Consider the following 24,604-nt stretch of genomic DNA (forward strand, 5'->3'; position numbering starts at 1 on the left):
TCAAACATTATGAAGAAAATTATTTTTGCGGTAATCGGACTTCTATTCAGTGCAGGCTCCTTTGCACAGACCGATATTTCAGGAACCGTAACAGACAATTTAGGAGAACCAATTCCCGGTGCTAACATTTTAATTACAGGTAGTACATCGGGTACAACATCAGATTTTGATGGTAATTTTTCTTTTTCAACAGACCTAACAGGTACTCAGGTTTTACGTGTATCATATATAGGGTTTACATCAGTTGACAAATCATTAGACTTAAACGGTACAGCACAAACCGTTAATGTTGTGCTGCAAGAAGGTGGTCAGCAACTTGATGAAGTTGTATTAACAGCTTCTAGTACATTTCGTTCTCAAAAGCAAGCTCCATTATCTATTAGCTCTGTGAAGATGAAAGAAATTACTAAGCTTTCTGCAAATAGTCAAGCAGATATTCTTAGAAGTGTACCGGGTATTACCGCTGAAGGTGGTGGTGGTGAAACGGCAAGTAACATATTCGTTAGAGGTTTGCCTTCTGGTGGTCAATATGTTTTCAATCCGCTACAATATGATGGTATGCCTTTGATTAGTTCTTTCGGTCTTAACTCTTCTGCACATGATGTATATGCTAGACCTGACATAGGTTTTAAAGGTGTTGAATTTGTTCGTGGTGGTGCAGCGGTATTATATGGTGCAGGTTCTGTTGCCGGTATTATTAACTACACAAGTAAAACGGGAGATACCAACCCGGGTAACATTATTAATATTGAAGTTGCCAACCAAGGTAGAATTAAAACCGATTTCTATTCTGGTGGTCAGTTAGGTGGCGAAGATTCTAATACTTATTATGCTTTTACAGGTTTTGTGCGTCATGATAGAGGTCCTATAGATGTAGGTTTACCTACAAAAGGTGTTCAATTTAGAGGTAACATCAAAAAGAAATTCGATAACGGATCTTTTACTTTAAGCGGACAGTTTATTGATGATAAGGCTCAGTTTTATCTTCCTATTCCTTTAAGTGGAGGTAGCAGAGAGCGTATAAACGGTAATGACGGCAACCCAGTTGAACAATTGCTATCTGGAGATTTAGCGAATACTTCATTCAATACACCTGGCGGAACATATAATAGTCCGATTGCTGATGGTGTTGCTACTACAGGTGGTTATATAATGGGTGATTTTAATTACAGATTTGAAGATGATCTTAAACTGACATCTAAAATTAAATATGCCAACTACAAGCACAATTTTGCACTTTATGTAGGTGGTAATGGTACTAACGGAAATCCTATCACATTAGATAATTATGTAGAAAGTATTGCTCCTGGTAATTTAGGGTATACTGCTGCTTACCAAAGTGGATCAGGCGCTCAAATTAATGGTAACGATTTGGTTATTGATAACCTTCATGTAGATCGTTTACGCCCCATGACAGATTACTCTGGCGAAATCAATTTAACAAAATCAATTGAAACAGCAAATGGTGGTAACCATAACATCACTGTTGGTTCTTATATAGCTCGTACAGAGGCAGAAGATGTTAATTATCAATATAGAGTGTTGACAGAGTTCAATAACAATCCGCAATTGGTAAACTTAAACTATACCGATGCTGGTGGCGATAATGTAGTGTATTCTCAAGGTGGATTATACAATCGTATAGGACAAACTGCTAATAACTTTCTTTCTCAAAACAGATTGGCATTATACGTTACCGATGAGATGATTTTGGATAAATGGCGTTTTGATGTTGGTTTCAGATGGGAACATACAGATGGTATCAACAGTCGCGGTGGTATTATGAGCGAAACGGTTTATGCTACTCCAGATATTACCACTGAACTTAGTGATGTGCAAACTGCAGATGGTACGTTCTTAAGAACAGAAGTTAATGCAAGTGCTTGGGCATTGTCTTTAGCTGGTTTGTATGAGTTAACTGAAACAACCAACTTATATGCTAACTTTTCTAAAGGATATTTCTTTCCGCAATTAAGAGGTTTTGCTCCAGTTCCTGGTATTTCTGAAAGCCCGTACGATGCTGAAAATATTATACAATTTGAAGCGGGTGCCAAATTTGGAAACGAAAAATTTTCTGGTTCTGTTGCTGGTTATTATGTAGGTCTTAAAGATCGTATCTCTATAAGACAAGCCATTGTTGGTGGTCAGTTAATAGATGAAACTAGAGCAGAGCAAAATACAAGAACAATAGGTATTGAAGCTACCGGAGATTATTCTATTGCACAATACTTAAATCTTCGTGGTAATGTTACCTACCAAGATCATGAGATTACAAAAAATACCGATTTTGATTTGGTGAACGGTACGTCTACAGAAGCTAATGTTGGTAATGAATTAGCTAGACAGCCAAATCTGTTAGGAGGTTTAGGCTTGTATTATGACAACGCCTCTTTTGATGCGAATTTCGGATTCAACTACACAGGTTCCAAATTTACCGATGATACCAATAATATAGAATTAGATGCTATTACGATAGGTAGATTAGGTGCCGGTTACACATTCTCTAAAGAGGATAACAACAATTCAGTTCGTTTAGGAGTATCGGTTTTTAATCTATTTGATAGTGACGGAATTACAGAAGGGAACCCAAGGGCAGGTTCAGTAGGTCAAACGGAATCTCAATTCTTTGTAGGTAGACCAATTTTACCTAGAAGATTGTTCGTAACGGCTACTTTCAATTTCTAAAAATTTGTGTTGTTAGTTTATGTTTAAATGATGAGCACATTGGTGGTTGGAGAATTACCAATGTGTTTTTTTACTCGATAATCGAGATTTAATTGCTCCGACGTTTGAGTCGAAGTAATAATTATTTTTCAATTCAAAACCTAGTGGGTTAGCCCCAAGGTTATTTATGAGATAATATGAAGCAAGAATTATATAAAAAGGCAATTGCAGTATTAGATGCAAATTTTCAAGATGGAGGTTTTACCATACCAAGCGCAGGGCTATATCCTTTTCAATGGAAGTGGGATTCTGGGTTTATCGCTATCGGTTTTGCCCATTATGATGTAGAAAAGGCAAAAACCGAAATGAGAACATTGTTAGATTCTCAATGGGGTAACGGATTTATACCGCATATCGTTTTTCATACGGATAACGATTCATATTTCCCCGGTGCAGATTTTCATCAATCTGAATTGCACCCATTGTCCTCTAAAAAATATAGGTCTACGGGTATGACGCAACCACCTGTTTCTGGTTTTGTGTTGCAAGAAATGCATCGTATTGCAGAAGATAAAGATGATATGTTGAGCTTTATCAAAGAAGAAATCGATAAGGTTTTTGACAATCACGTGTATTTCTATGAGAATAGAGATCCCAAAGATGAAGGTTTGGTATACATCTACCACAATTGGGAATCTGGTACTGATAACTCACCTGTTTGGGATGATATCTGGGATACGATGAATCCTCCAGAATATAATTTCGTTAGAAAAGATACCACCCATGTAGATGCTTCACAGCGTCCTTCTAAAAGAGAATATGATCATTACTTATATATTATAGATATCGCTAAACAAAATAATTATGACGACAAAAAAATTGCTGAGTTATCCCCCTTTTTGGTACAAGATCCATTGTTCAATGCCATGCTAATTAAATCCAATCAAGCTTTAATTGAATTGTATGAATTAATTGGGGGTAATGAAGATAAGATTAAAACCCTAATACAATGGCAATCTAAGAGTATCGCAAGTTTTAACGAGAAGTTATTTGATGTTGAACTTGGTGCCTACGTGCATTATGATCTAAGGAATGAAAAAGCTATTCGCCATATTACGTCTTCATCCTTTTCACCTTTGTTCGCAAATATTCCTTCGCCTGAAAGAGCCAAGGTGCTGGTGAATACCATGATGGATAAATTTGGAGGTGATGAGAGATATCTATGTGCGTCATTCGACCCAACGAACGACCGATTTAACCCAAGAAAATATTGGAGAGGTCCTGTTTGGATCAACATGAACTGGTTACTTTTTCTTGGACTTAAAAACTATGGTTTTTTAAAAATGGCAGAGCAAGTTAAAAAAGATAGTATTGAACTAATCGAGAGATATGGTTTTTACGAATATTTTGACTGTAGAAAAGACACGGGCAGTGAGAACCCTACCGGATACGGAGGTAATAATTTTTCCTGGAGCGCCGCTTTATATATTGATATGGTGAATACCGATTAAAACTGATGTGTTATGAATTATATTGATTACTTTTTAATTGTATTCTACCTATTCGGTATTGTTATGGTTGGCTTTTTAATCAAAAAAAATAGAAACTAAGGTATGAACTACGTTGACTATATCATTATTGTTGTTTATTTAGCAGGCTTTTTAGGGTTGGGCTTTATGTTCAAAGAGAACAACTCTGGTGGCGATTACTTTTTGGGTGGTCGTAAAACATCATGGCTGCCGTTAAGCCTTTCGGCAATGGCAACGCAATTATCGGCTATAAGCTTTATTTCCGCTCCTGCATTTGTAGGTCTTAAAGATGGTGGTGGCATGCAATGGTTAACTTACGAGTTTGGTGTACCATTGGCAATGGCTTTTTTACTTATTGCAGTATTACCTACGTTATATAAATCTGGTATTGTTAGCGTGTATGAATATCTGGAGAAAAGATTTGACTCCTCTTCCCGTCTTTTAATAAGCTTTGTATTTCAAATTAGCAGATCGGTAGCAACAGGGGTTATGGTGTATACTATGGCTCTAATTCTACAGGCAACCATTGGACTGGATTTTTGGATTTCTATATTAATCATCGGTCTTATCACCATGGTATATTCATTTCAAGGCGGAATGAAAGCGGTTATCTGGGGAGATGTAATTCAGATGAGTATTCTATTTATAGGTATTATTATTTGTCTGTATTTTGGTTTTAGTGAGCTTGGTGGAGTAGATAATTTTCTAACTCATGTGGATACCGATAGAATTACAGCGGTAGACTTCAGTAAATGGGGCTTTAATAATGCCGATGGAAATGATGAATTTGGTTTTTGGCCCATGGTCATAGGCGGATTTTTTCTATATGCGTCCTACTACGGTACAGATCAAACCCAATCGCAACGATTGTTATCATCAAGTAGCATGTCTAACCTTAAAAAATTAATGATGGCAAACGGATTACTACGTTTTCCGTTTACATTAACTTACTGTATAATGGGTCTTGTGTTGGGTACGTTATTATTGCAAGATGTAACTTTTCAAGAACAGATGGAAACTGTTTATCAGGCAAATATTGGCTCTCTAGCGGGTAAGAAGGCAGATTTAATGGTGCCGGTTTTTATCATAAAATATTTACCTAACGGGGTAATAGGAATTTTGATCGTGGCTATTATGTCAGCAGCTATGTCTACATTAAGCTCAACGGTAAATTCACTTTCTGCAGTAACTATGGAAGACTTTGTGAAAAGGTTCAATCCAAATATGCCCGATAAAAAGTACATGACCTATTCTAAGCTCTTGTCCATATTTTGGGGGCTTGTATGCTTGTTCTTCGCCTTTTTTGCAGGTAATATAGAGGGTACGGTTATAGAGGTGATCAATAAGATAAGTTCGGTTTTCTACGGTCCAATTTTGGCAGCTTTTATTTTGGCTATCCTGACCAAGAAAACACATGCGCTTGGTGCAAATATTGGTATAGTGGCAGGTGTTTTGTTCAATGTTTATCTTTGGTTGTATGTACCACAGATCTTTTGGTTCTGGTGGAATGCTCTTGGTTGTTTGGTAACGGTATTGGTGGCACTTGCGGTTAGCTACACTATTAAAAGAACGGTAAACGAAGGGTTAAAAGTAGAATACTATTCAGGTAAAAAAGAGGTAATGATATTGATTGCCTATTTTGTAGCCATTATAGCGTTCAGTGTTGCACTACCGAATATTTTAAATTAATCTTACATCGATGAAATTTGTAATAGCACCAGATAAGTTTAAAGGCTCCTTAACCGGTTTCGAATTTTGCGATGCCGTTGAGGAAGGACTCCGAATGGTGTTCAACGATGCCGAAATTTTGAAAAGACCTTTAGCAGATGGGGGAGATGGTACAATGGAAGTCGCTAAACATTATATAAAAGGAGAAAAGGTTGCAGTTACGGTAAACGACCCGCTTTTTAGACCCATCAGTGCTTCTTATTTATATTCTGATGAAACAAAAATCGCCTACATAGAAATGGCAGAAGCATCAGGATTAAAATTGCTTTCAGAAGATGAGCGAAATTGTATGAAAACCACAACTTCGGGCACGGGAGAATTGATTTATGATGCACTGGAAAAAGGTGCTGTTGAAATTATTCTGGGTATTGGTGGTAGTGCTACCAACGATGGGGGTATGGGAATGGCTAATGCTTTGGGATATCGCTTTTTAGATGGGGAAGGACAAGAATTGTCACCGGTAGGTAAAAATCTCTCTAAGGTTAAAACAATTGATGATTCCAATAAACACCCGCAGCTTGACAAGATAACCGTTAAAGTGGCATGTGATGTTACCAATCCTTTTTATGGGCTTCAAGGTGCTGCTTATATTTATGGTGAGCAGAAAGGTGCTTCTGAAAATGAGATTATATTTCTGAATCAAGGTCTATGTAATTTTGCCGAAATTATTAAGAATCGCTATGAAATCGATTTACAAAAAGTAAGTGGCGCCGGTGCAGCTGGCGGAGTAGGCGGTGGTGCCCTTGTTTTTCTAAACGGGGAGTTAATTTCAGGAAATAATCTAGTAAAAGAACTGGCAGATTTTGATAGTGCCATTAATGGTGCAGATTGGATAATAACCGGCGAAGGTCAGTTAGACGAACAAACACTTTCCGGTAAAACAATAGATGGGGTCGTGAAATCTGCAAAGCTTAAAAAAATTCCTATTGCCGCACTCTGCGGATCGGTAAGTATAACCGTGGCACAACAACAAAAATTCGGACTTGATTATGTAGCCTCAATTGTGAGAGGTGTTTCTACGTTAAATGAAGCCATGAAGCATAGTAAAGACAATCTGGTAAACGCTAGCTTTAATTTTGCGAGATTGATTAAGTAATCAATTTGCAAAAAAAACCTTTTGGTATACTTTTTATTTTTGGTAGTATTTAATATGTCTTTTATGGTTAATATAGGCATTGGTAAAAAGTAAAAACAACCTATTAAATCTAACAATTAGCATTATAAATTAATGATCTAATTTATAGTTTCCACAATTTTAACTCTGTATACCTTTCATTTTGGTATATTGACAACAATTTGTTTAGGGGCTGCTAGGCTCCTATTACCTTTAATTAACGTAATAATTAATATCCATTGAAACTAGTATAGTTCTAATGGATTTTTTTAGCAAATGACCAAACCAATTTCAACAAATACAATTCTAAATTCTATTTGGAAAAAAGTGTTCCTTTTTTTTCTTTTAGTACTGATAAATAGCGCCTTATTTTCTCAGAAAACTACTGGTTGGGTTCAAATTGGTTCGTCGACAACCTATGAGTCTTTTAGTTCAGATAATCTGGTTAGAGTGGAGTGTAGAGTCACTGGTGGAGTTTCTATTACTGGCGAAGAAACTATGGGGTGTATCTCTGACGATACTTACGGTAATCCAGATCCAGTTATTTTTGGAGAAACATCTTTAGGTATTTCTATTAATCCGTTATTTCCCGGGACCATATCATTTCACTTCTTTGATGCGTCAACAGGTGATGAGGTATTTATTACCAATCCATATTTAAATGTTGACAAAGTAGGAACATATGGGCTTTTGCCCTTAAGCATCATAAATGGTTCGAACACGGGAGTTTTTACTTCAACTAATGGTACATGGACCAATTTGGGTAATAATGGAGATATTTTTGAATTCACTAATACAGAATTTAAAATAGATGCAGATGCTATTTTAAGTTTTAATGGCGGTGAGTGTGGTGATAACACATTTTATGGTACGGGTGGAGGAACAATGAAAATGGATGAAGCAGTTAAATCTATTAATATGGATGTAACTGTAGCGGGTCTTCTCTCGCTTTTTCAAGAAGACGTAGAGTTCATAATATCAAACCTTGTTATAGCTGAACCAGAAATAGAAGTAACAAAGACCGTTGTAAATAATTTTAGCTCTCCCGTAGTTACAGGTGACTCTGTAGATTATATTATTGAAGTTGCGAATACGGGAAATGTGAAAATAACAAATGTTGCTTTAACAGATACGTTTAAAGATGCTAGCGGAAATACAATTGCGTTAAGCAGTGCTCCAACTTTCTCCTCTGCAACAATGAGTTCTCTAGAAGGGATACTTTTGGCAGGTGAAGTGGCAACATATTCCGCAAGTCATATTTTGACAGCTAATGAGATTGCTGAAGGTGGAGTAATTAATCAAGTTAGTATGTTGGCAGATAGTCCATACGGCCCTGGAGATACTGATGATGTTTCAGATGACGGAGATGATACCGATGGAAATTTACTAGATGATACTACAAATAGTTTCTTTCCCATTCCCTTAGATGATTCAATATCTGTGGAAAAGAATAATTCAGTTGATATTTTAGTAACAGACAATGATGATTTTGGGGGTAATGGTCCAAACTCGGGTAGTATTTTTATAGTAAGTACTCCAACAAACGGTAGTATTTCTTTAGAGAATAATGGGTCGGCTACAAATCCTGTAGATGATTATTTTACATATACGCCCGACACTGATTTTACTGGAATTGATTCTTTTATGTATGGTATTACAGACGCAAACGGTTATACACAATATGCGACCGTAAACATTACAGTATTTTCATGCCCAAATGCAGGTATCGACGGTACATTGAATATTTGCGCCGGAGATAGTTTTGATAATGATGATTTATTCGCACAGTTGACCGGTAATCCAGATACAGGTGGAACATGGTTAGACAACGGCGATAGAACTCACACCTATACTGTAGCAGCGACTACACCATGTACAGTTGATGATCAAAGTACTGTAACGGTAACAGAACAAGCCCAACCAAATGCGGGAATCGATGGTACATTGAATATCTGTGTCGTAGATACATTCACCAATGCAGATTTGTTCGCACAAATAACCGGTTCTCCCGATACAGGTGGAACATGGTCGGACAATGGCGATGGAACGCACACCTATACCGTAGCTGCAATATCACCATGTACAGTTGACGATGAAAGTACTGTAACGGTAACAGAACAAGCCAAACCTAATGCAGGTATCGATGGAACTTTAAATATTTGTGCCGGAGCTAGTTTTGATAATGATAATCTTTTTGCCCAGTTAACAGGTAATCCAGATACAGGTGGAACTTGGTTTGACAATGGCGATGGTACACACACCTATACTGTAGCAGCAACATCTCCATGTACGACTGATGACGAAAGTACTGTAACCGTAATTCAGCAAGCCCAACCTAATGCAGGAATCGATGGAACATTGAATATTTGCGAAGGCGAAACATTCACAAATGCAGATTTGTTCGCACAGTTAACCGGCAATCCAGATACAGGCGGAACTTGGTTTGACAATGGCGATGGAACGCATACCTATACTGTAGCAGCAACTTCACCTTGTACGGTAGATGATGAAAGTGCCGTAATGGTAATCGAGCAAGCACAGCCGAATGCAGGAGTTGATGGAATATTGAATATTTGCGAAGACGAAACATTCACCAATGCAGATTTGTTCGCACAGTTGACCGGTAATCCAGATACAGGTGGAACATGGACTGATAATGGAAATGGTACTCACACGTACACGGTGGCAGCGACTGCTCCATGTACAACCGATGACGAAAGTATCGTAACGGTAACCGAGCAGGCACAACCAAATGCAGGCATTAATGGAACATTGAATATTTGCGCTGGAGATTCATTTACAAATTCAGACCTATTCGCACAATTAACAGGTTCACCAGATACAGGTGGAACATGGTCAGACAATGGAGATGGGACTCACACCTACACAGTAGCTGCAACTTCGCCTTGTACGGTGGACGATGAAAGTACTGTAACGGTAACAGAACAAGCCCAACCTAATGCAGGTATCGACGGAACATTGAATATTTGTGCTGGAGAAACATTTACAAATGCTGACTTGTTCGCACAATTAAACGGTTCTCCGGACACAGGTGGAACATGGTCGAACAATGGCGACGGCACTCACACTTACATAGTAGTAGGAACTTCACCTTGTACAACAGATGATGAAAGTACTGTAACCGTAACCGAACAAGCACAACCAAATGCGGGTATCGATGGAACTTTAAATATTTGCGCCGGAACTAGTTTTGATAACGATGATCTTTTTGCCCAGTTAACCGGCAATCCAGATACAGGTGGAACATGGTTAGACAACGGCGATGGAACTCACACCTATACTGTAGCGGCAACTTCACCTTGTACAGTTGACGATGAAAGTATCGTATCCGTTACGGAACAAGCGCAACCAAATGCAGGAGTTGATGGAACTTTAATTATTTGTGCAGGAACTAGTTTTGATAACGATGACCTTTTTGCTCAATTAACTGGTTCTCCGGATGCTGGTGGAACTTGGTTTGACAATGGCGGCGGTACGCATACGTATAGCGTAGCTGCAATATCACCATGTACAACAGATGATGAAAGTATTGTAACCGTAATAGAACAAGCGCAACCAAATGCAGGAGTTGATGGAACATTGAATATTTGTGCTGGCGACACGTTCACGAATGCAGATTTGTTCGCACAGTTGACCGGAAATCCAGATACAGGCGGAACATGGACTGACAATGGAGACGGCACACACACCTATACTGTAACTGCTACCGCACCATGTACAGTAGACGATGAAAGTATCGTAACCGTAACCGAACAAGCACCACCAAATGCCGGAATTGATGGCACATTGATTATTTGCGCCGGAACTAGTTTTGATAACGATGATCTTTTTGCCCAACTGACCGGTTCACCAGACACAGGTGGAACATGGTCGGACAATGGCGATGGAACGCATACGTATACCGTGGCTGCAACAGCACCATGTACAACAGATGATGAAAGTACGGTAACTGTAACTGAACAAGCACAACCAAATGCGGGAATCGATGGAACTTTAAATATCTGTTTCGGAGATTCATTTACAAATTCAGATTTGTTCGCACAATTAACCGGTTCACCTGATGCAGGCGGTACATGGTCAGACAATGGCGACGGAACGCACACCTATACCGTGGCTGCATTATCACCATGTACAGTAGACGATGAAAGTACCGTAACGGTAACAGAACAAGCACAACCAAATGCGGGTATCGATGGAACTTTAAATATTTGCGCCGGAGCTAGTTTTGATAACGCTGACCTATTCGCACAATTAACAGGTTCTCCGGATAAAGGCGGAACTTGGTTTGACAATGGCGACGGCACGCATACGTATACCGTAGCTGCAATATCACCTTGTACAGTTGACGATGAAAGTATCGTAACCGTAACGGAGAAAGCCCAGCCGAATGCAGGAATCGATGGAACATTGAGTATTTGTGCCGGAGATTCATTTACAAATTCAGACCTATTCGCACAGTTAACCGGTTCACCTGATATAGGCGGAACATGGTTTGATAACGGAAATGGAACTCACACTTATACACTAGTAGCAACTTCACCATGCACGGTAGACGATGAAAGTATCGTAACCGTAACTGAACAAACGCAACCAAATGCCGGAAGTGATGGAACATTGAATATTTGCGAAGGCGAAACATTCAGCAATGCGGATCTTTTTGCCCAGTTGACAGGTAATCCAGATGCAGGTGGAACTTGGGCTGATAATGGGAATGACACGTTTACCTATACAGTTGCAGCAATTTTGCCTTGTGCAACTAATGACACTAGCATTGTTACTGTCGAATTTAATCAAACTGATGCTGATGGCAACGGAATTGTAGATTGTCAAGAAACCATTATAGTACTTCCTATTATAACTTTAGATGATATTACATCAGATAATATTGTTAATGAAACTGAAGCTCAAAATCCCGTTTTTGTTACAGGAACAGTTTCGGGTGATTATATAGCGGGAGACATTGTTACATTGATTATCAATAGTAATAATTATACGGGTGCTGTAAATGAAAATGGTCTTTTTGAAATAGCAGTGCCTGGCACAGACTTAGTAGCAGATGACGATAGTAATATAATTGCTTCTGTAACTACGTTAACTATTGAAGGAAACACAGGCTCAGCTTCTGATCAACATACTTACATAGTTAATACTGAACCACCATTGGTAGATAGTTTTGAAACTATGGATACTTTCCCCGTTCTACTAGGTTTGGGAAGTCCTAATGAGATATTGAATATTACAGTTGAGGTAGCTGATACGGGTATTGTTTTGGACTATGTGATCAATACGGATATCAATGGAATTTGGGAAATAAACACAGAAACAGATGTGCCAGAAAATGGTGCATTCCCTATGATTAATCCTGAAACAATATTATTTATTACAGCAATTGATATAGCTGGTAATGAGGGTAGTGGTGAAGTAGTTATCATTTTTGATAATGAAACCTTAAATAATGACAGTGATAATGATGGTTTGCCAGATGATGAAGAACTTTCTTTAGGTACTGACCCTAATAATCCGGATACTGATGGAGATGGAGTTATGGACGGACAAGAAGTCTTGGACGGAACAGATCCCTTGGATTCTTGTGATTCTATTGGAGGTACACCACCAGTAGGAAGTAAGTGTGATATTTATGTTGAACTTGATTTGGTAAAGCCTGGTGATATTATGAACGGTGGTTTTGAAATCATCAACATAGAAAGATTTCCTGAAAATGCTGTAAAAATCTATAATAGATACGGAGTATTGGTTTGGGAGGTTGAAGGTTATGAAAATAAGACCAGAGCGTTTAATGGAGTATCTGAGGGCAGAATCACAATTAATCAAAATGAAAAACTACCTGCAGGAACATATTATTATGACATCTATTATACGGCTAATGGAGAAGAGAAAATATTAACGGGATACTTATATGTAATTCGATAAAAAATGAAGAAAATAGCAAACATATTCTTTTTGGTTTTTATCGTAATATTATGCGATCAACAATCAGTATTCGGTCAGCAAGATGCCCAGTATACCCAATATATGTACAATACTTTTTCTGTGAACCCTGCTTATGCGGGATCTCGAGATGCTTTAAGTATTTCAGCATTGCACAGATCGCAATGGGTGGGTAGAGATGGTGCTCCAAATACTCAAACCTTGAGTGTGCACGGACCAACTTCGTATAAAGTGGGGTTGGGGCTATCTATAGTTCATGATGAAATAGGAAACAATACCAATCAAAATACTTACATAGATGCTGCATTCTCGTATACGTTAGAAACTTCAGAAACGGATAAACTATCTTTTGGTTTGAAAGCTGGCGGACATTTGTTGAATCTAGATTTTAATAACCTTAGAAATTATAGTGCAGGTGGTGTAGCTATAACCGACACGGATTTATATAAAAAGTTTACGCCCAATTTTGGAGCAGGTGTTTATTTTCATAACGATAAGTTTTATGCGGGCTTATCCATACCCAACTTTTTACAAACGGAGCATTTTGATAGTTCTGATGGTAACAATAGTTTGGTTTCTGTTGATAGAATAACATGGTATTTAATATCAGGATATGTGTTTGAGATGTCTGAATCATGGAAATTTAAACCTGCTTTTCTTTTAAAAGCTACTTCTGGTGCGCCGTTACAGGCAGATGTATCGGCAAACTTTTTATTGAACGATAAATTTTCAATGGGTGCAGCTTACAGATGGGATGCCGCTATAAGTGCTTTATTCGGATTTCAAATGACCGATGAGTTTATGCTTGGTCTTGCCTATGATAGTGATATTTCTGAATTAGGCGGAACAAAATATAATAATGGTTCTTTTGAGGTTTTTCTTAGGTACGAGTTTCTGAAGAAAGATAAAATTGATTTAACCCCTAGATTCTTTTAAAAAAAATATTAATGAAGTTTAGCTCATCAATTGTTCTTTTATTGCTGCTTTTAGTTTCTTCAGTGTGCGCTGCGCAGAAAGGGAACAAAAAAACTGTAGCCGATAATTTTGAGCATTATGCATATATGGGTAATGCGTCAACATATGAAGAGTTGAGCAAAAAGGGGATGTCTGATGAAGATATTTGCAAAAATCTTGGTAATGAAGCTTATTTAAGGGCAAAGTATGACGAAGCTAGTTATTGGTATGCAAAGCTGTTAGAGTTGAATAGTTCAACCATAGAGCCTGACTATATGTATAGATATGCACAGTCTTTAAAATCGATTAAGAATTATAAAGATTCAGAGGTTTGGATGAAAAAGTTCAAAAAGGCGAAAAAGAACGATGTACGTGCTCAGAACTATAACAAGGATGAAAGCTATTTTGATGAGTTAATGACTGCATCTAACGAGTATACTATTGAAAACTTGTCTTCAGTAAATTCTAAAGAATCAGATTTTGCACCATCATTTTATAATGATTTTTTGGTGTTTTCAACCGGTAGGGATTTAGAAACTACTGATCGTAGTGCTACCCCGTATTTAAATCTTTATAAAACAACGCGTCCAGAGAAAGAACAATATAGTACGGCAACAGCATTTCCTGAAGAGTTGAAATCTGTGGCAAATGAATCTTCTACCACTTTTTCAAAAGATGGGAATACCATGTATTTTACGCGGAATAATTATAAAAAAGGTTCGTTCAACAGGGATAAAAAAGGCATTAGCAGATTAAAAATTTATAGAAGTACTTTTAAAGAAGGCGTATGGGGAAATATAGAGGATCTGCCATTTAATAGCGACCTATATTCCGTTGCACACCCTGCTTTGAACGAAGATGCTACAATCTTGTATTTTTCATCTGATATGCCAGGAACTTTAGGGGCTTCAGATATTTTTAAGGTAGCTATTAATGCTGATGGTAGTTTTGGAACGCCAGAGAATTTAGGGTCAAAAATCAATACCGAAAGTAAAGAGACTTTTCCGTTCATATCAGCATCTGGTGTATTGTATTTTGCATCTGACGGTCACCCAGGTTTAGGCGGACTAGATATTTTTTCAGTCAGTCTAAAGAGTCAGGGAGCAGTTAAAAATTTAGGTAACCCTATTAACAGCCCCAACGATGACTTTTCAATGATTTTCGATGAAGAAACCAATTCAGGTTTCTTTGCCTCTAACCGATCTGGCGGAGTTGGTGGTGACGATATTTATGCATTGAAAACTATAGACTGTATGGTGACCATTACTGGTACGGCAGTGGACAAGGATACGGAACAGCCTTTGCCATTTGTTACCGTGAATGGTAAAAACACTTCAGGAGGTAATATAGGGGAGACCACAACTGATGCCCAGGGCAATTATAGTATAGAAATTCCATGTCAAGAGAGTCAATATTCAATTACTGCTAATCTTGACGGTTACGAAGAGGGTTCTTTGTTTATGTTCACTACACCAGATGAAAAGAATATAAAAGATGCTCGTGTGGTATTGGAAGAGAGTAGTAAAGTTGCGGTTATTGGTGCCGATTTGGTAAAAGTTTTAAAATTAGCTCCAATCTATTTTGATCTAAACAGTTCTTACTTAAGAGAAGATGCTTTTCAGAATTTAGATAAGGTAGTTGCTTACATGCTAAAAAGACCCGAAGTAAAAGTAGAAATTGGGTCACATACAGATAGTAGGGAAGAGGATAATTACAACCTTTGGTTATCTGATCGTAGGGCAAAAAGAACGGTTGCCTATATCATTTCTGCAGGAATAGATGAAAGTCGTATTTCAGGTAAAGGTTATGGAGAAACGGCACTAATCAATAAATGCGCAAACGGAGTCATTTGTTCTGATCAAGATCATCAATTGAATAGACGTTCAGAATTTATTTTGATAGAGTAATATTTAGTTCATATGCTTCGCTACTACCTCTATTTCTTTGACGACATGCATTGGTTTACCATAAGAAGTAAATCCGTTTAAAATTACTTCATAGGTTCCTTCTACATCTGAAGTGAAAAAATCAAACTGATAATCACTATCGGCAATATTTAAAAGGGGGTTCCAGTATAGCATCCTCCTGTAATCTGGAATTCTATCAAAAGAAACATCCTCTGGTTGATAAGATTGTACAAAATAGTTCTTTTTGGCTACAGGTTGGGCAAACGGTACAACTAAGCTATTTTTAGCCGTATAGGTATCTAGAAAATCTGCATTGAAAGTTTCAATAGAAATGATACCTTGATATTCTTTTTGACCTAAACGAAATTGGTCTCTTGTTAAACTGATTTTTTCAATGTTTCGAGCATCAAATGTTCTTATTTGTTCATGATGAGGTATGAATACCCCGTCAATTAAAACAATGGCTGGGAAGTCGTTATATTCTTCGTCATAAGACTTAAAATCTTGACCAATTCTAATATACGCGTCACTAGTATTCGCTTTTCTAAACCCCGCAAATTTTACCACTTCTACTAAGGTCTCATCAAGGGTTGGGAAGCGAGTGTATTCATCAAGAATGATAACTTCTGGTATGCCACCATTAAATATATCAATAGGGTTGCTTTGTAAAATAGAATCTGGTTTTGCACCAAAGAACTGATTTTCTATTTGGTTCAATATGCTTCTGTCGGTAATGTATTCGGCTTGCTCTTTTGATAATCTGAAATTTGCGAATGATAGATCGGCTAGGTCAATAGGACTGGGTGTTCCTTTTTCAATGGTATACATTTCGCTTTGGTCTTCAACCTGTATAACTGCCATTGGGTTTTTACGGTCTTTGCGTATGTAAGAATAGAAATTTCCATTTTGGTCGGTTTTTGAAAACTTCAATAATGATTCTTTCCCAGGAATAGAAATAACAACGGGAAGATTCTCAGCAGGTAATCCTGAGTTAGCTTTTGTTACGGTGCCGTAAACTAATTCTCCTCGTTGTTCAGGCAAGAAGATGCTATCACCAATGGTCTGATTAATTTCTTTATCGGCATTGAAATATGCATTACCGTAGGTGACGGAATTGAGAGAAGATGGAATAGCTATTTCTTCTTTTCTCTTCACTTTAATACTATAAAAACCATGACCTAAAGCTCCTTTGTAATTTTTAATATTCAGGCTTACTTTCTGTCGAGGTAGATACGTAGATTGATTGGTTCTGATTGTAATTGTTGATGAGTCTGAAACCGAAATGGCATCAGTTGAAACTGATGTTAGTGCATCGGGTATATTTTCTAGAAGGGCAGATTGGTCTACTAAATAAGGATTGATGATTACAATATCATCTTTAAAAACTTGAGATAAACCTGCGTTTTTCATCCATTGGGTATAGCCTAATAACTTGTACCTGCCAGAGGGTATATCTGTAGACACAAAGAAATCACCATAGCCATGTCCTTTGCTCAATTTTACTTTATGTTCAAAAACAAAGTCCTTTGCTTCATTTACTAGTGCTACATACCCAATTGTACTTATTTTAGTAGGGTTATTGGTTTGTGCGTTAAAACAGTGAATTGAGTAATACAAGTATTCGCCAGATAGTATCAATGGTCCGTTATGATCCACATATGCTTTCTCTTGTGGTACTTTTTTTAAATTTAAAAGTTCAGCACCATCTTTGATCACATATTGGGCGTGACTAAGATTGGCGATTAAAATGATTATTGCGGTAAGTATTTGTGTTGTCTTCATAAGTGTTATTTAATCTACCCAAAAATCTGGTTTAATATTACTACCTAAAACCGTACAATCTCCACATATTGTAGGCACAAAAATAAATGGACCCACGCAAATAGGATTTGCATTGGGTACCAGATTTTCTACATAATCGGAATAGTACGTTACCGTTCCTATATCAATTCTTTCCAGTAATCCTTGGGGGCAGGGATCCGTTGGACTATTAAACAATTTAGCAGTCTCAAAACCGCAATTAAAGGCGTATGGTGGAGTTTCTTCCGGAAAGAAATCTTCGTAATTTAAAAAGATACGCTGTTCTGTAACCCCAACTGCTTCTACATAACCATACACATTTTCAAAACTGCCATCTTTACGATGTACATTTGCGTAAATGGCTCCTGGCTGTACTTGAGAAAATACATTATCCGATTGAGAAAATGCTTGTAGCGTCTTATAAAAAGAATTAGCTTCTGGGGATTGCACTTGTTGTTGCACCAATATGCTATAGCGTTGGGCGATAATAAAATTGTCTTTTGTAATAAATCTGACTTTATGCTTAGTAACATTTCCTTCAGAAACACCATCTGTACTAAATACATCTATAGTATTAGATGAAACGGTATTGTAACAGATACGGTCTTCAACTGTTTTTTCTACCACTTCTAAGCTATAATCTACGGTATCATCAACACCATCGTAATCTGTTAGCTCAAACTTGAAATTTTGCCAATAAGGTGCTACGATTTTGTACGTTTCGTCGTAGGTGTACTTAAAATATTTGGCATTATCATCTACAGGTTCGCTTTCAACATAGATGGCAATACCTTCTTCGCCATTATCGTTTTCAGCTTTTTCAGCATACATATTGGTGACCCTAGAGGTTCCTTGAATAGATATAGGGTCAGATTCATACTCTTGTCCATTATTCCTGCTGATGTCTAAAGTATAGTTGACACCCATCTGTAAAGCGAACGAAGTGTTGGAATGATAAACGCCATCTTGGGCTTCTGTGAATTTAAACTCTTCGCCATTTTCGCTCAACAACGTAACGGTAGCACCAATTTCCCAATCAACGGTGTCAAAAGGTCTACTGCCTAAAGGTATGTATGGACTGTAAACCGTATCTGTTTCTAAATCTAAATTAACGGAACTTCTACTTAAATACACTGTTTGTGTAATAGCCTCATTGGTAAAAACTGCTTCAACTACTAATGCCGACTGAGATTCATTTTCATTTAAAGTGTCAATTTCAATTTCTTCCACACAAGCACTAAAAGTTAGGACAACTAATAGCATCAATTTGCGATAATGTAAAAAACTTTTTTTAAACATATTTAACTATTAATCCACCCAAAAATCAGGTTTAATATTACTTCCAAGTACCCTACAGTCTCCGCAAACCTTTGGTACAAATATATGTGGGCCGCCACAGTCAACATCATTAACATTTGGCTTTACATAACTTATTAAGTCAAGATCTACTTGTTGAATTACCGATTGCGGACACGGATTAGGTCCTCTGGGACCACTAAAACAAAAAGAAACATGAGATTCTGGTGCGGTCAATTCCCTACAATTAAAAGGGTATGGGGGTAATTCTTCATTCGGATAAAAATCGGTGTAATTGAAAAAGAGTCTATCTTTAGAAACGGATACTACATCAAAAAAACCGATTACGGTACCCTGGGAACCATCGTCTGAAGACAAGTTACCTTCTAAAAAACCAGGTTGTATTTGAGAAAAGATATTACCGGTTTGACTGAAATTATTCAGTTGGTCATAGAAACTAAATGATGCCGCGTTAGAGACCAATTGCGCAACTTCAATACTATATCTGTGGCTAATGATAAAGTTTTCTTGGTCAATAAAGCGTACCATAAACTTTGTAATATTGTCACCTAAGTTACCCTGTTGAGCTTGTATGATTGTATTAGAAAGGTTATTTCCGTAGCATATCTGTTGCTCTTCTTCTCTTTCCACAATTTCAAGGTCATAAGTAACTTCTGGTAAGGCACAGGGTTCGTAATTAGTAAGTTTAAAAGCTTCTGGAGACCAATTTGGAGCAATAATTTTATAGGTTTCATCATAAGTGTATCTTAAGTTTTGTACATCACCAGATTCATCTGCATTATCTACGAATATGCCAATACCTTGCGCTCCAGATTCACTTGTCGTTTTTTCTGCGTAAAGATTAGAGATAGCATCTAAACCTTCAATTTGCATGTTGGACGAGGAGAACTTTTTACCATCTGATGTAATAATATTTAATTGATAAGTATTGCCCATTTCAGCAGAAAATTCAATATCAGATTCATAAATACCAGGACTTGCCTCATTAAAAGAATAGGTGGTGCCATTACTGTTTTCAATTGAAACCGTAGCATTGATTTCGTAGCGTACCAAATCTCTATTAATATCTCGTATTGGTGTGTAAGGATTGTAAACGGAGTCTATTCCTAAATCTACTAAAGTGTCCATTCTGCTTAATGCTACCGTATGGTTTTTTAGTTCGTTGGTTAGGGTGGCTTCTACAATTAAAATTTTAAGGACTTGATCATTGGTTTCTATTCCTAAATCAACTTCCTCAATACAATTGACGAATAATAAAAGGGATAATATGACAAAAGATATTCTTCTCATTCCTCAATCCAATAATTAGGTGCTACATTATTACCATATACTCTACAATCGACACAACCTAAAGGCTTTACTAAAAATGGTCCGCGATCTAATTCACCAAACTCGTTAGGCTCCGAATATCCTATGTTTTCGCCAATATAGCCAATCTGACCTGCTATAATAGACTCTATTAAAGGCGAATTTGAACCGCGATCTACAATAATTTTTCCATCTATTACGGTTGAGTGAAAACCATCAGGATAAAGTGCCGGTTCTCGAATAACATTACATGAAATAATATAAGGTGGTAAGGATTCATTAGGATAAAAATCTTCATAATTAAAGAACATTCTCTTTTCACTGTATGAACTCAATTCAAAGTACCCAATTACATTTGCAATATCTGAGTTCTCAACGGTTATATTGCCTTCTAACTGCCCGGTCTGGACGTTACTAAATAGACTTTCTGAGTTTGAGAAATCTTTTAATGAACCAAAGAAAGAAGCGGCATTTATATCATGGTGATATTGTTTTACCAATATGCTATAGCGGTGCGATATCGCATAATTATCACTAACTATAAATCTTACCTCAAAATCATCTAAATTATTTGAGGCTAAATTAGCGGTTGAAGCCAATATTATACTATTTGATTTATTTGTTGCAAAACAAATATTAGCTGGTTCATCTCTTGGTGCTACAGTAACTTCCCAACCATCATCATCTTCACAAAAGAAATCATAGTCAACTTCATCCCAATCAAAAGGATTAAAATCTGGAGGAATTACCTTATAGGTCTCTTCATATTCATAACGGAAGTAATTTACAGAAGAGGTATTATCCGTATTGTCTACCAGTATTGAAATACCGTCTGTATTCGAATTACTGATACTACGCTCCGCTTTTAATTCAGAAACTTCAACTTGTTTAGGTAGGGTCGTTTTATTTGAACGATACTGTACACCGTCTTTAGTAAATATTTCCAAAGTGTATTCTCTTTCTTGTAATAAACTTACAGCACCGTTAGTGTAATAATTTCCTGCTTGTGTCTCAAAAAAATCTATTTTTTTGCCTAAATCATCAATGATACTTACTTGCGCACCAGTTTCTGGCGGTGGATCAATTTCATCAAATGAAAAGGTTCTTGTTAAAAAAATAGCTTGTTGTATGTTTTGATCTGTAATACGTGCATCTACTACTAATGACCCATCTAATACATCTGTTATATTTTCAGGTTCAAATTCCTCAACGCAACTCAATATTGCCAGTGACAAACAAGGTAAAGTGAGCCATTTTAAGTTCTTTCTCATCTTTTCTTTTTTAGCAATATTTAAAACTTAAAATTATAGGTGATTGAAGGAATAGGAATGGAGAAAATAGAACTTTGTAACGCCTTTACTTCACCATCATCTGTTACGAAAAACACCGAGTACGGATTGTTTCTACCTAATACATTATAAACCGATATGGTAACAAAACTATGTGCTAACTTATTCTTCTTGTGGTTTCCTTCTATATTAAGACCTAGGTCTAAACGGTAGAAATCTGGTATTCTAAATTCATTCCTATCACTAAAAGCAACAAAATCTGCATTATTGAATCTAAATGTACCTACAGGGTAGGTAATAGGTCTACCAGTTTGGTACACAAAGTTTGCAGAAATACTATATCGTTTTGTAAAACGATAATTGGTAATGATACTTACATCATGAGGCTTATCAAAATTGGAAGGAAAGAATTCTCCGTTATTGATACGCTCCTCGCTAAATTCACTATCAAAACGGTATAAAGATCTAGAGTAGGTGTAACTTAACCATCCGTTTAAATCACCACTTTTCTTTTTTAATAAAAATTCTACTCCGTATGCCTTTCCGTCACCCTGCAATATCTGTGTTTCTACATTCTCATTTAAGAAGAGGTTGGCACCGGTTTTAAAATCAAGCACGTTTTCCATCTTCTTGTAATACCCTTCAATACTTAATTCATACTCGTTTTCTTTAAAGTTTTTATAAAACCCTAAAGAAGCTTGATAACCCTTCTGCGCTTCAATATTCAGGTCAGAAAGTTTCCATGTATCAATAGGTGAAACTGTGGTATTGTTAGAAAGGGTATGTAAAAATTGATATGAATTATTAAGACTTGCCTTGACAGAAAAATCTGGAGTAAATAAATACCTAGCGGAAACTCTGGCTTCTGGTCCGCCATAGGTTTTTATATTTTCATTACTTGAATAGGCTATGGTGTCTTGAACGGTAGATTCATTTTTTGGCATGCCTTCCTCATAGGTTCTTTGGGTAGCCTCGCCCAATGCGGCAAAAAATGCATATCTCACCCCTAAATTGACAGAAAGTTTATCACTAACGGTTATTTCGTCCCCAATAAAAAGAGCAGCCTCAAGAGCTTGTTCTTTATCAATAGAAAGTTCATTGACATCAGATTCGCTTCCGTCAGGTTCTATGCTTCCAGGGTTAACTGAGTAGTACTTGGCAGAGCCACCGTAATCTAGCTTGTTTTTATCGTTCAGTGATGTACGAAGCTTATATTTTAATTCGGTTTCATTAATGCTATAATCAAGTTTGAAATCGGTATTTGTATCACCGTCAAAATCAATACCGAAACCGTAATTGCTATTATCAACAATTAGGGCACTATTTGTTTTGTCACTCATTTTGTGATCCCAACGTACAGAAAACAGTCGGTTATCATAGTTATATAAAGAATCTGAGGTAATACTAAAAGCATCTCTACTATAATAAGCGGTTGCTTTCACTTCATTCTTGTCATTTATTTTATTGTGATATTTAACGATGCCGTCAAAAAAAGAGGCGTTGCTGTTACTTAATGATTCATCATCTAAAGACCTCAGAATCCAATCGGCATAAGCACCTCTACCACCAACGACAAGGGATGATTTTTCTTTTTCCAACGGAATTTCCAATGCCAAATTTCCGGTCACTGGGCCAATAGAGCCTTCGCCTGAGAATTTTTCTACGTTTCCGTTTTTTGTTCTGATCTCAAAGACAGATGAAAGCCTGCCTCCAAACTCAACGGGGATTGCACCTTTATAGATATCTACACCTTTGGTCGTAAACGGATTCAATGCTTGAAAGATTCCGAAAAAGTGCTGTGGATTGTAAATAACCGCATCGTCTAACAGCACTAAATTTTGGTCTGTTTTACCGCCACGAACGTTTAGACCCATAGCGCCTTCACCGGCAGATGAAATACCGGGCAATGCTTTGGCGACAGAAAGAATATCACGTTCCCCTAATACCAACGGAATATTTTTAGATTCTTCAGAATCTATTTGTTCGCTACCCGTAATAGCATCTTCTACATTTTTAAAGGCGTCTGCTTCTACAACAACTTCGTCTAATTGTTGTAGCCCCTCTTCCATCAATAAATCTAAATTGCCATTATTGAACATAATAACTTCACGGTCTGTAGCGGCTATACCCATGGCGCGTATACTTAAAACATTGTAACCGGCAGGTAATTGTAGATTGTAATTACCATTGGCATCGGTTACCGTAATTTGATTGGAAGTTTTAACACGAATGGCTAAATCTTGAATAGGCTCACCTGTTTTAGAATTGATTGCCCTTCCTATCAACCTATAAGTCTCCTGTAAATTGTTAGGGTCACTTTTACCAACCTTGGCTACATCATAATTTTTTGGGGTTTTATTTTTGGTAGAATAAAATGTTGGAGGCGGGACATTAGCTTTTGTTTGAATATCGTTATTTTCTTTAACTACATTTTCAGGACCAAAAAAACCATTTGGTAGTTCGTCATAAACAATGGTGTTCTCTAAAAGAATGATGCGTTTCTGTGATTCTAGAATATGATAGTTTAAAGGGGTGTCCTCTAAAAGAGATTGCAGGGCAGTGGTTAAATTTTCATTTTCAAAGTTGGCAGTTACGTTGATGCCTTGTGTCCAACTTTCTAGAAAGTAAAAGCGATAACCTATTTGTTTTTCAATATCTGCAACTACGGATGATAAAGGAGCTGCCGAGTATTGACCATTAACGGTAGTTATTTCTTGGGCATAACTTATAAATACACCAAATAGTATTATGAAGTAGACTATTGTCTTTTTTATGGGTGATACACATTTGCTTAGTTGAATAAGAGTTTTAAATGAACTTTTATTAGTTTTTTGGTTAATCATATTGGCTGGTTGGATCATTACAAGGTAATAAAAACTATAGTATAACAAAATGTGATATTTAAAATTATCCCATTGATTTATTGAAAGAAATTGAAATAACTACTGTATTACTGATAATATGGTTATTTGTGGTTAAAAGGTTTATATAGAAAGTTTTAAATTTAGTTAAGTAATCTTTTGC

At 36.9% G+C, this 24,604-nt stretch carries 12 protein-coding genes; 7 read left to right on the forward strand and 5 right to left on the reverse strand.

All coding sequences use genetic code 11. From position 1 onward, the window contains the following. Positions 1 to 9: 9 nt before the first annotated feature. The 7 genes from UH1x_RS10040 to UH1x_RS10070 all read left to right on the forward strand — a co-directional run bounded on the left by UH1x_RS10040 (position 10) and on the right by UH1x_RS10070 (position 15,866). Positions 10 to 2,685, forward strand: coding sequence for a TonB-dependent receptor (locus UH1x_RS10040; protein WP_482626436.1), 2,676 nt, complete (start codon positions 10 to 12; stop codon positions 2,683 to 2,685). 176 nt (positions 2,686 to 2,861) lie between these two features. Next, positions 2,862 to 4,175 carry an amylo-alpha-1,6-glucosidase gene (locus UH1x_RS10045; protein ID WP_482626437.1) on the forward strand — a complete coding sequence of 438 codons (1,314 nt, stop codon included), beginning with the start codon at positions 2,862 to 2,864 and terminating at the stop codon, positions 4,173 to 4,175. Positions 4,176 to 4,277: 102 nt separating this feature from the next. Next, a complete protein-coding gene (locus UH1x_RS10050) occupies positions 4,278 to 5,882 on the forward strand; it encodes a sodium:solute symporter family protein (RefSeq protein WP_482626438.1) in 1,605 nt (534 codons plus the stop codon). A gap of 10 nt (positions 5,883 to 5,892) precedes the next feature. Beyond that, the gene (locus tag UH1x_RS10055; protein WP_482626439.1) at positions 5,893 to 7,017 is read left to right on the forward strand and encodes a glycerate kinase; all 1,125 of its coding nucleotides are present in this window, start codon (positions 5,893 to 5,895) and stop codon (positions 7,015 to 7,017) included. A gap of 294 nt (positions 7,018 to 7,311) precedes the next feature. Then, entirely contained in the window at positions 7,312 to 12,987 is a 5,676-nt protein-coding gene (locus tag UH1x_RS10060) for a T9SS type B sorting domain-containing protein (protein WP_482626440.1), read from the forward strand. A gap of 3 nt (positions 12,988 to 12,990) precedes the next feature. Next, the gene (locus UH1x_RS10065) at positions 12,991 to 13,941 is read left to right on the forward strand and encodes a PorP/SprF family type IX secretion system membrane protein (protein WP_482626441.1); all 951 of its coding nucleotides are present in this window, start codon (positions 12,991 to 12,993) and stop codon (positions 13,939 to 13,941) included. Positions 13,942 to 13,952: 11 nt separating this feature from the next. Next, positions 13,953 to 15,866, forward strand: coding sequence for an OmpA family protein (locus UH1x_RS10070; protein WP_482626442.1), 1,914 nt, complete (start codon positions 13,953 to 13,955; stop codon positions 15,864 to 15,866). Positions 15,867 to 15,869: 3 nt separating this feature from the next. Here the strand turns inward: UH1x_RS10070 and UH1x_RS10075 are convergent, their stop codons facing one another. Genes UH1x_RS10075 through UH1x_RS10095 form a run of 5 tightly spaced genes read right to left on the reverse strand, consistent with a single transcriptional unit; the run spans position 15,870 to position 24,423 of the window. Continuing rightward, entirely contained in the window at positions 15,870 to 17,648 is a 1,779-nt protein-coding gene (locus tag UH1x_RS10075) for a hypothetical protein (protein WP_482626443.1), read from the reverse strand. Between the two features lie 9 nt (positions 17,649 to 17,657). Continuing rightward, on the reverse strand, positions 17,658 to 18,965 hold the full coding sequence (locus UH1x_RS10080) for a DUF4249 domain-containing protein (RefSeq protein ID WP_482626444.1): 1,308 nt from the start codon (positions 18,963 to 18,965) through the stop codon (positions 17,658 to 17,660). Positions 18,966 to 18,974: 9 nt separating this feature from the next. Next, complete coding sequence (locus UH1x_RS10085) at positions 18,975 to 20,273, reverse strand: DUF4249 family protein (protein ID WP_482626445.1); 1,299 nt, start codon at positions 20,271 to 20,273, stop codon at positions 18,975 to 18,977. After that, positions 20,270 to 21,562 carry a DUF4249 domain-containing protein gene (locus UH1x_RS10090; protein WP_482626446.1) on the reverse strand — a complete coding sequence of 431 codons (1,293 nt, stop codon included), beginning with the start codon at positions 21,560 to 21,562 and terminating at the stop codon, positions 20,270 to 20,272. The genes UH1x_RS10085 and UH1x_RS10090 overlap by 4 nt, the downstream gene beginning before the upstream one ends. A 20-nt stretch (positions 21,563 to 21,582) precedes the next feature. Next, complete coding sequence (locus tag UH1x_RS10095) at positions 21,583 to 24,423, reverse strand: TonB-dependent receptor (protein ID WP_482626447.1); 2,841 nt, start codon at positions 24,421 to 24,423, stop codon at positions 21,583 to 21,585. Positions 24,424 to 24,604 lie beyond the last annotated feature (181 nt).

Source organism: Maribacter sp. UH1, from assembly GCF_056839145.1.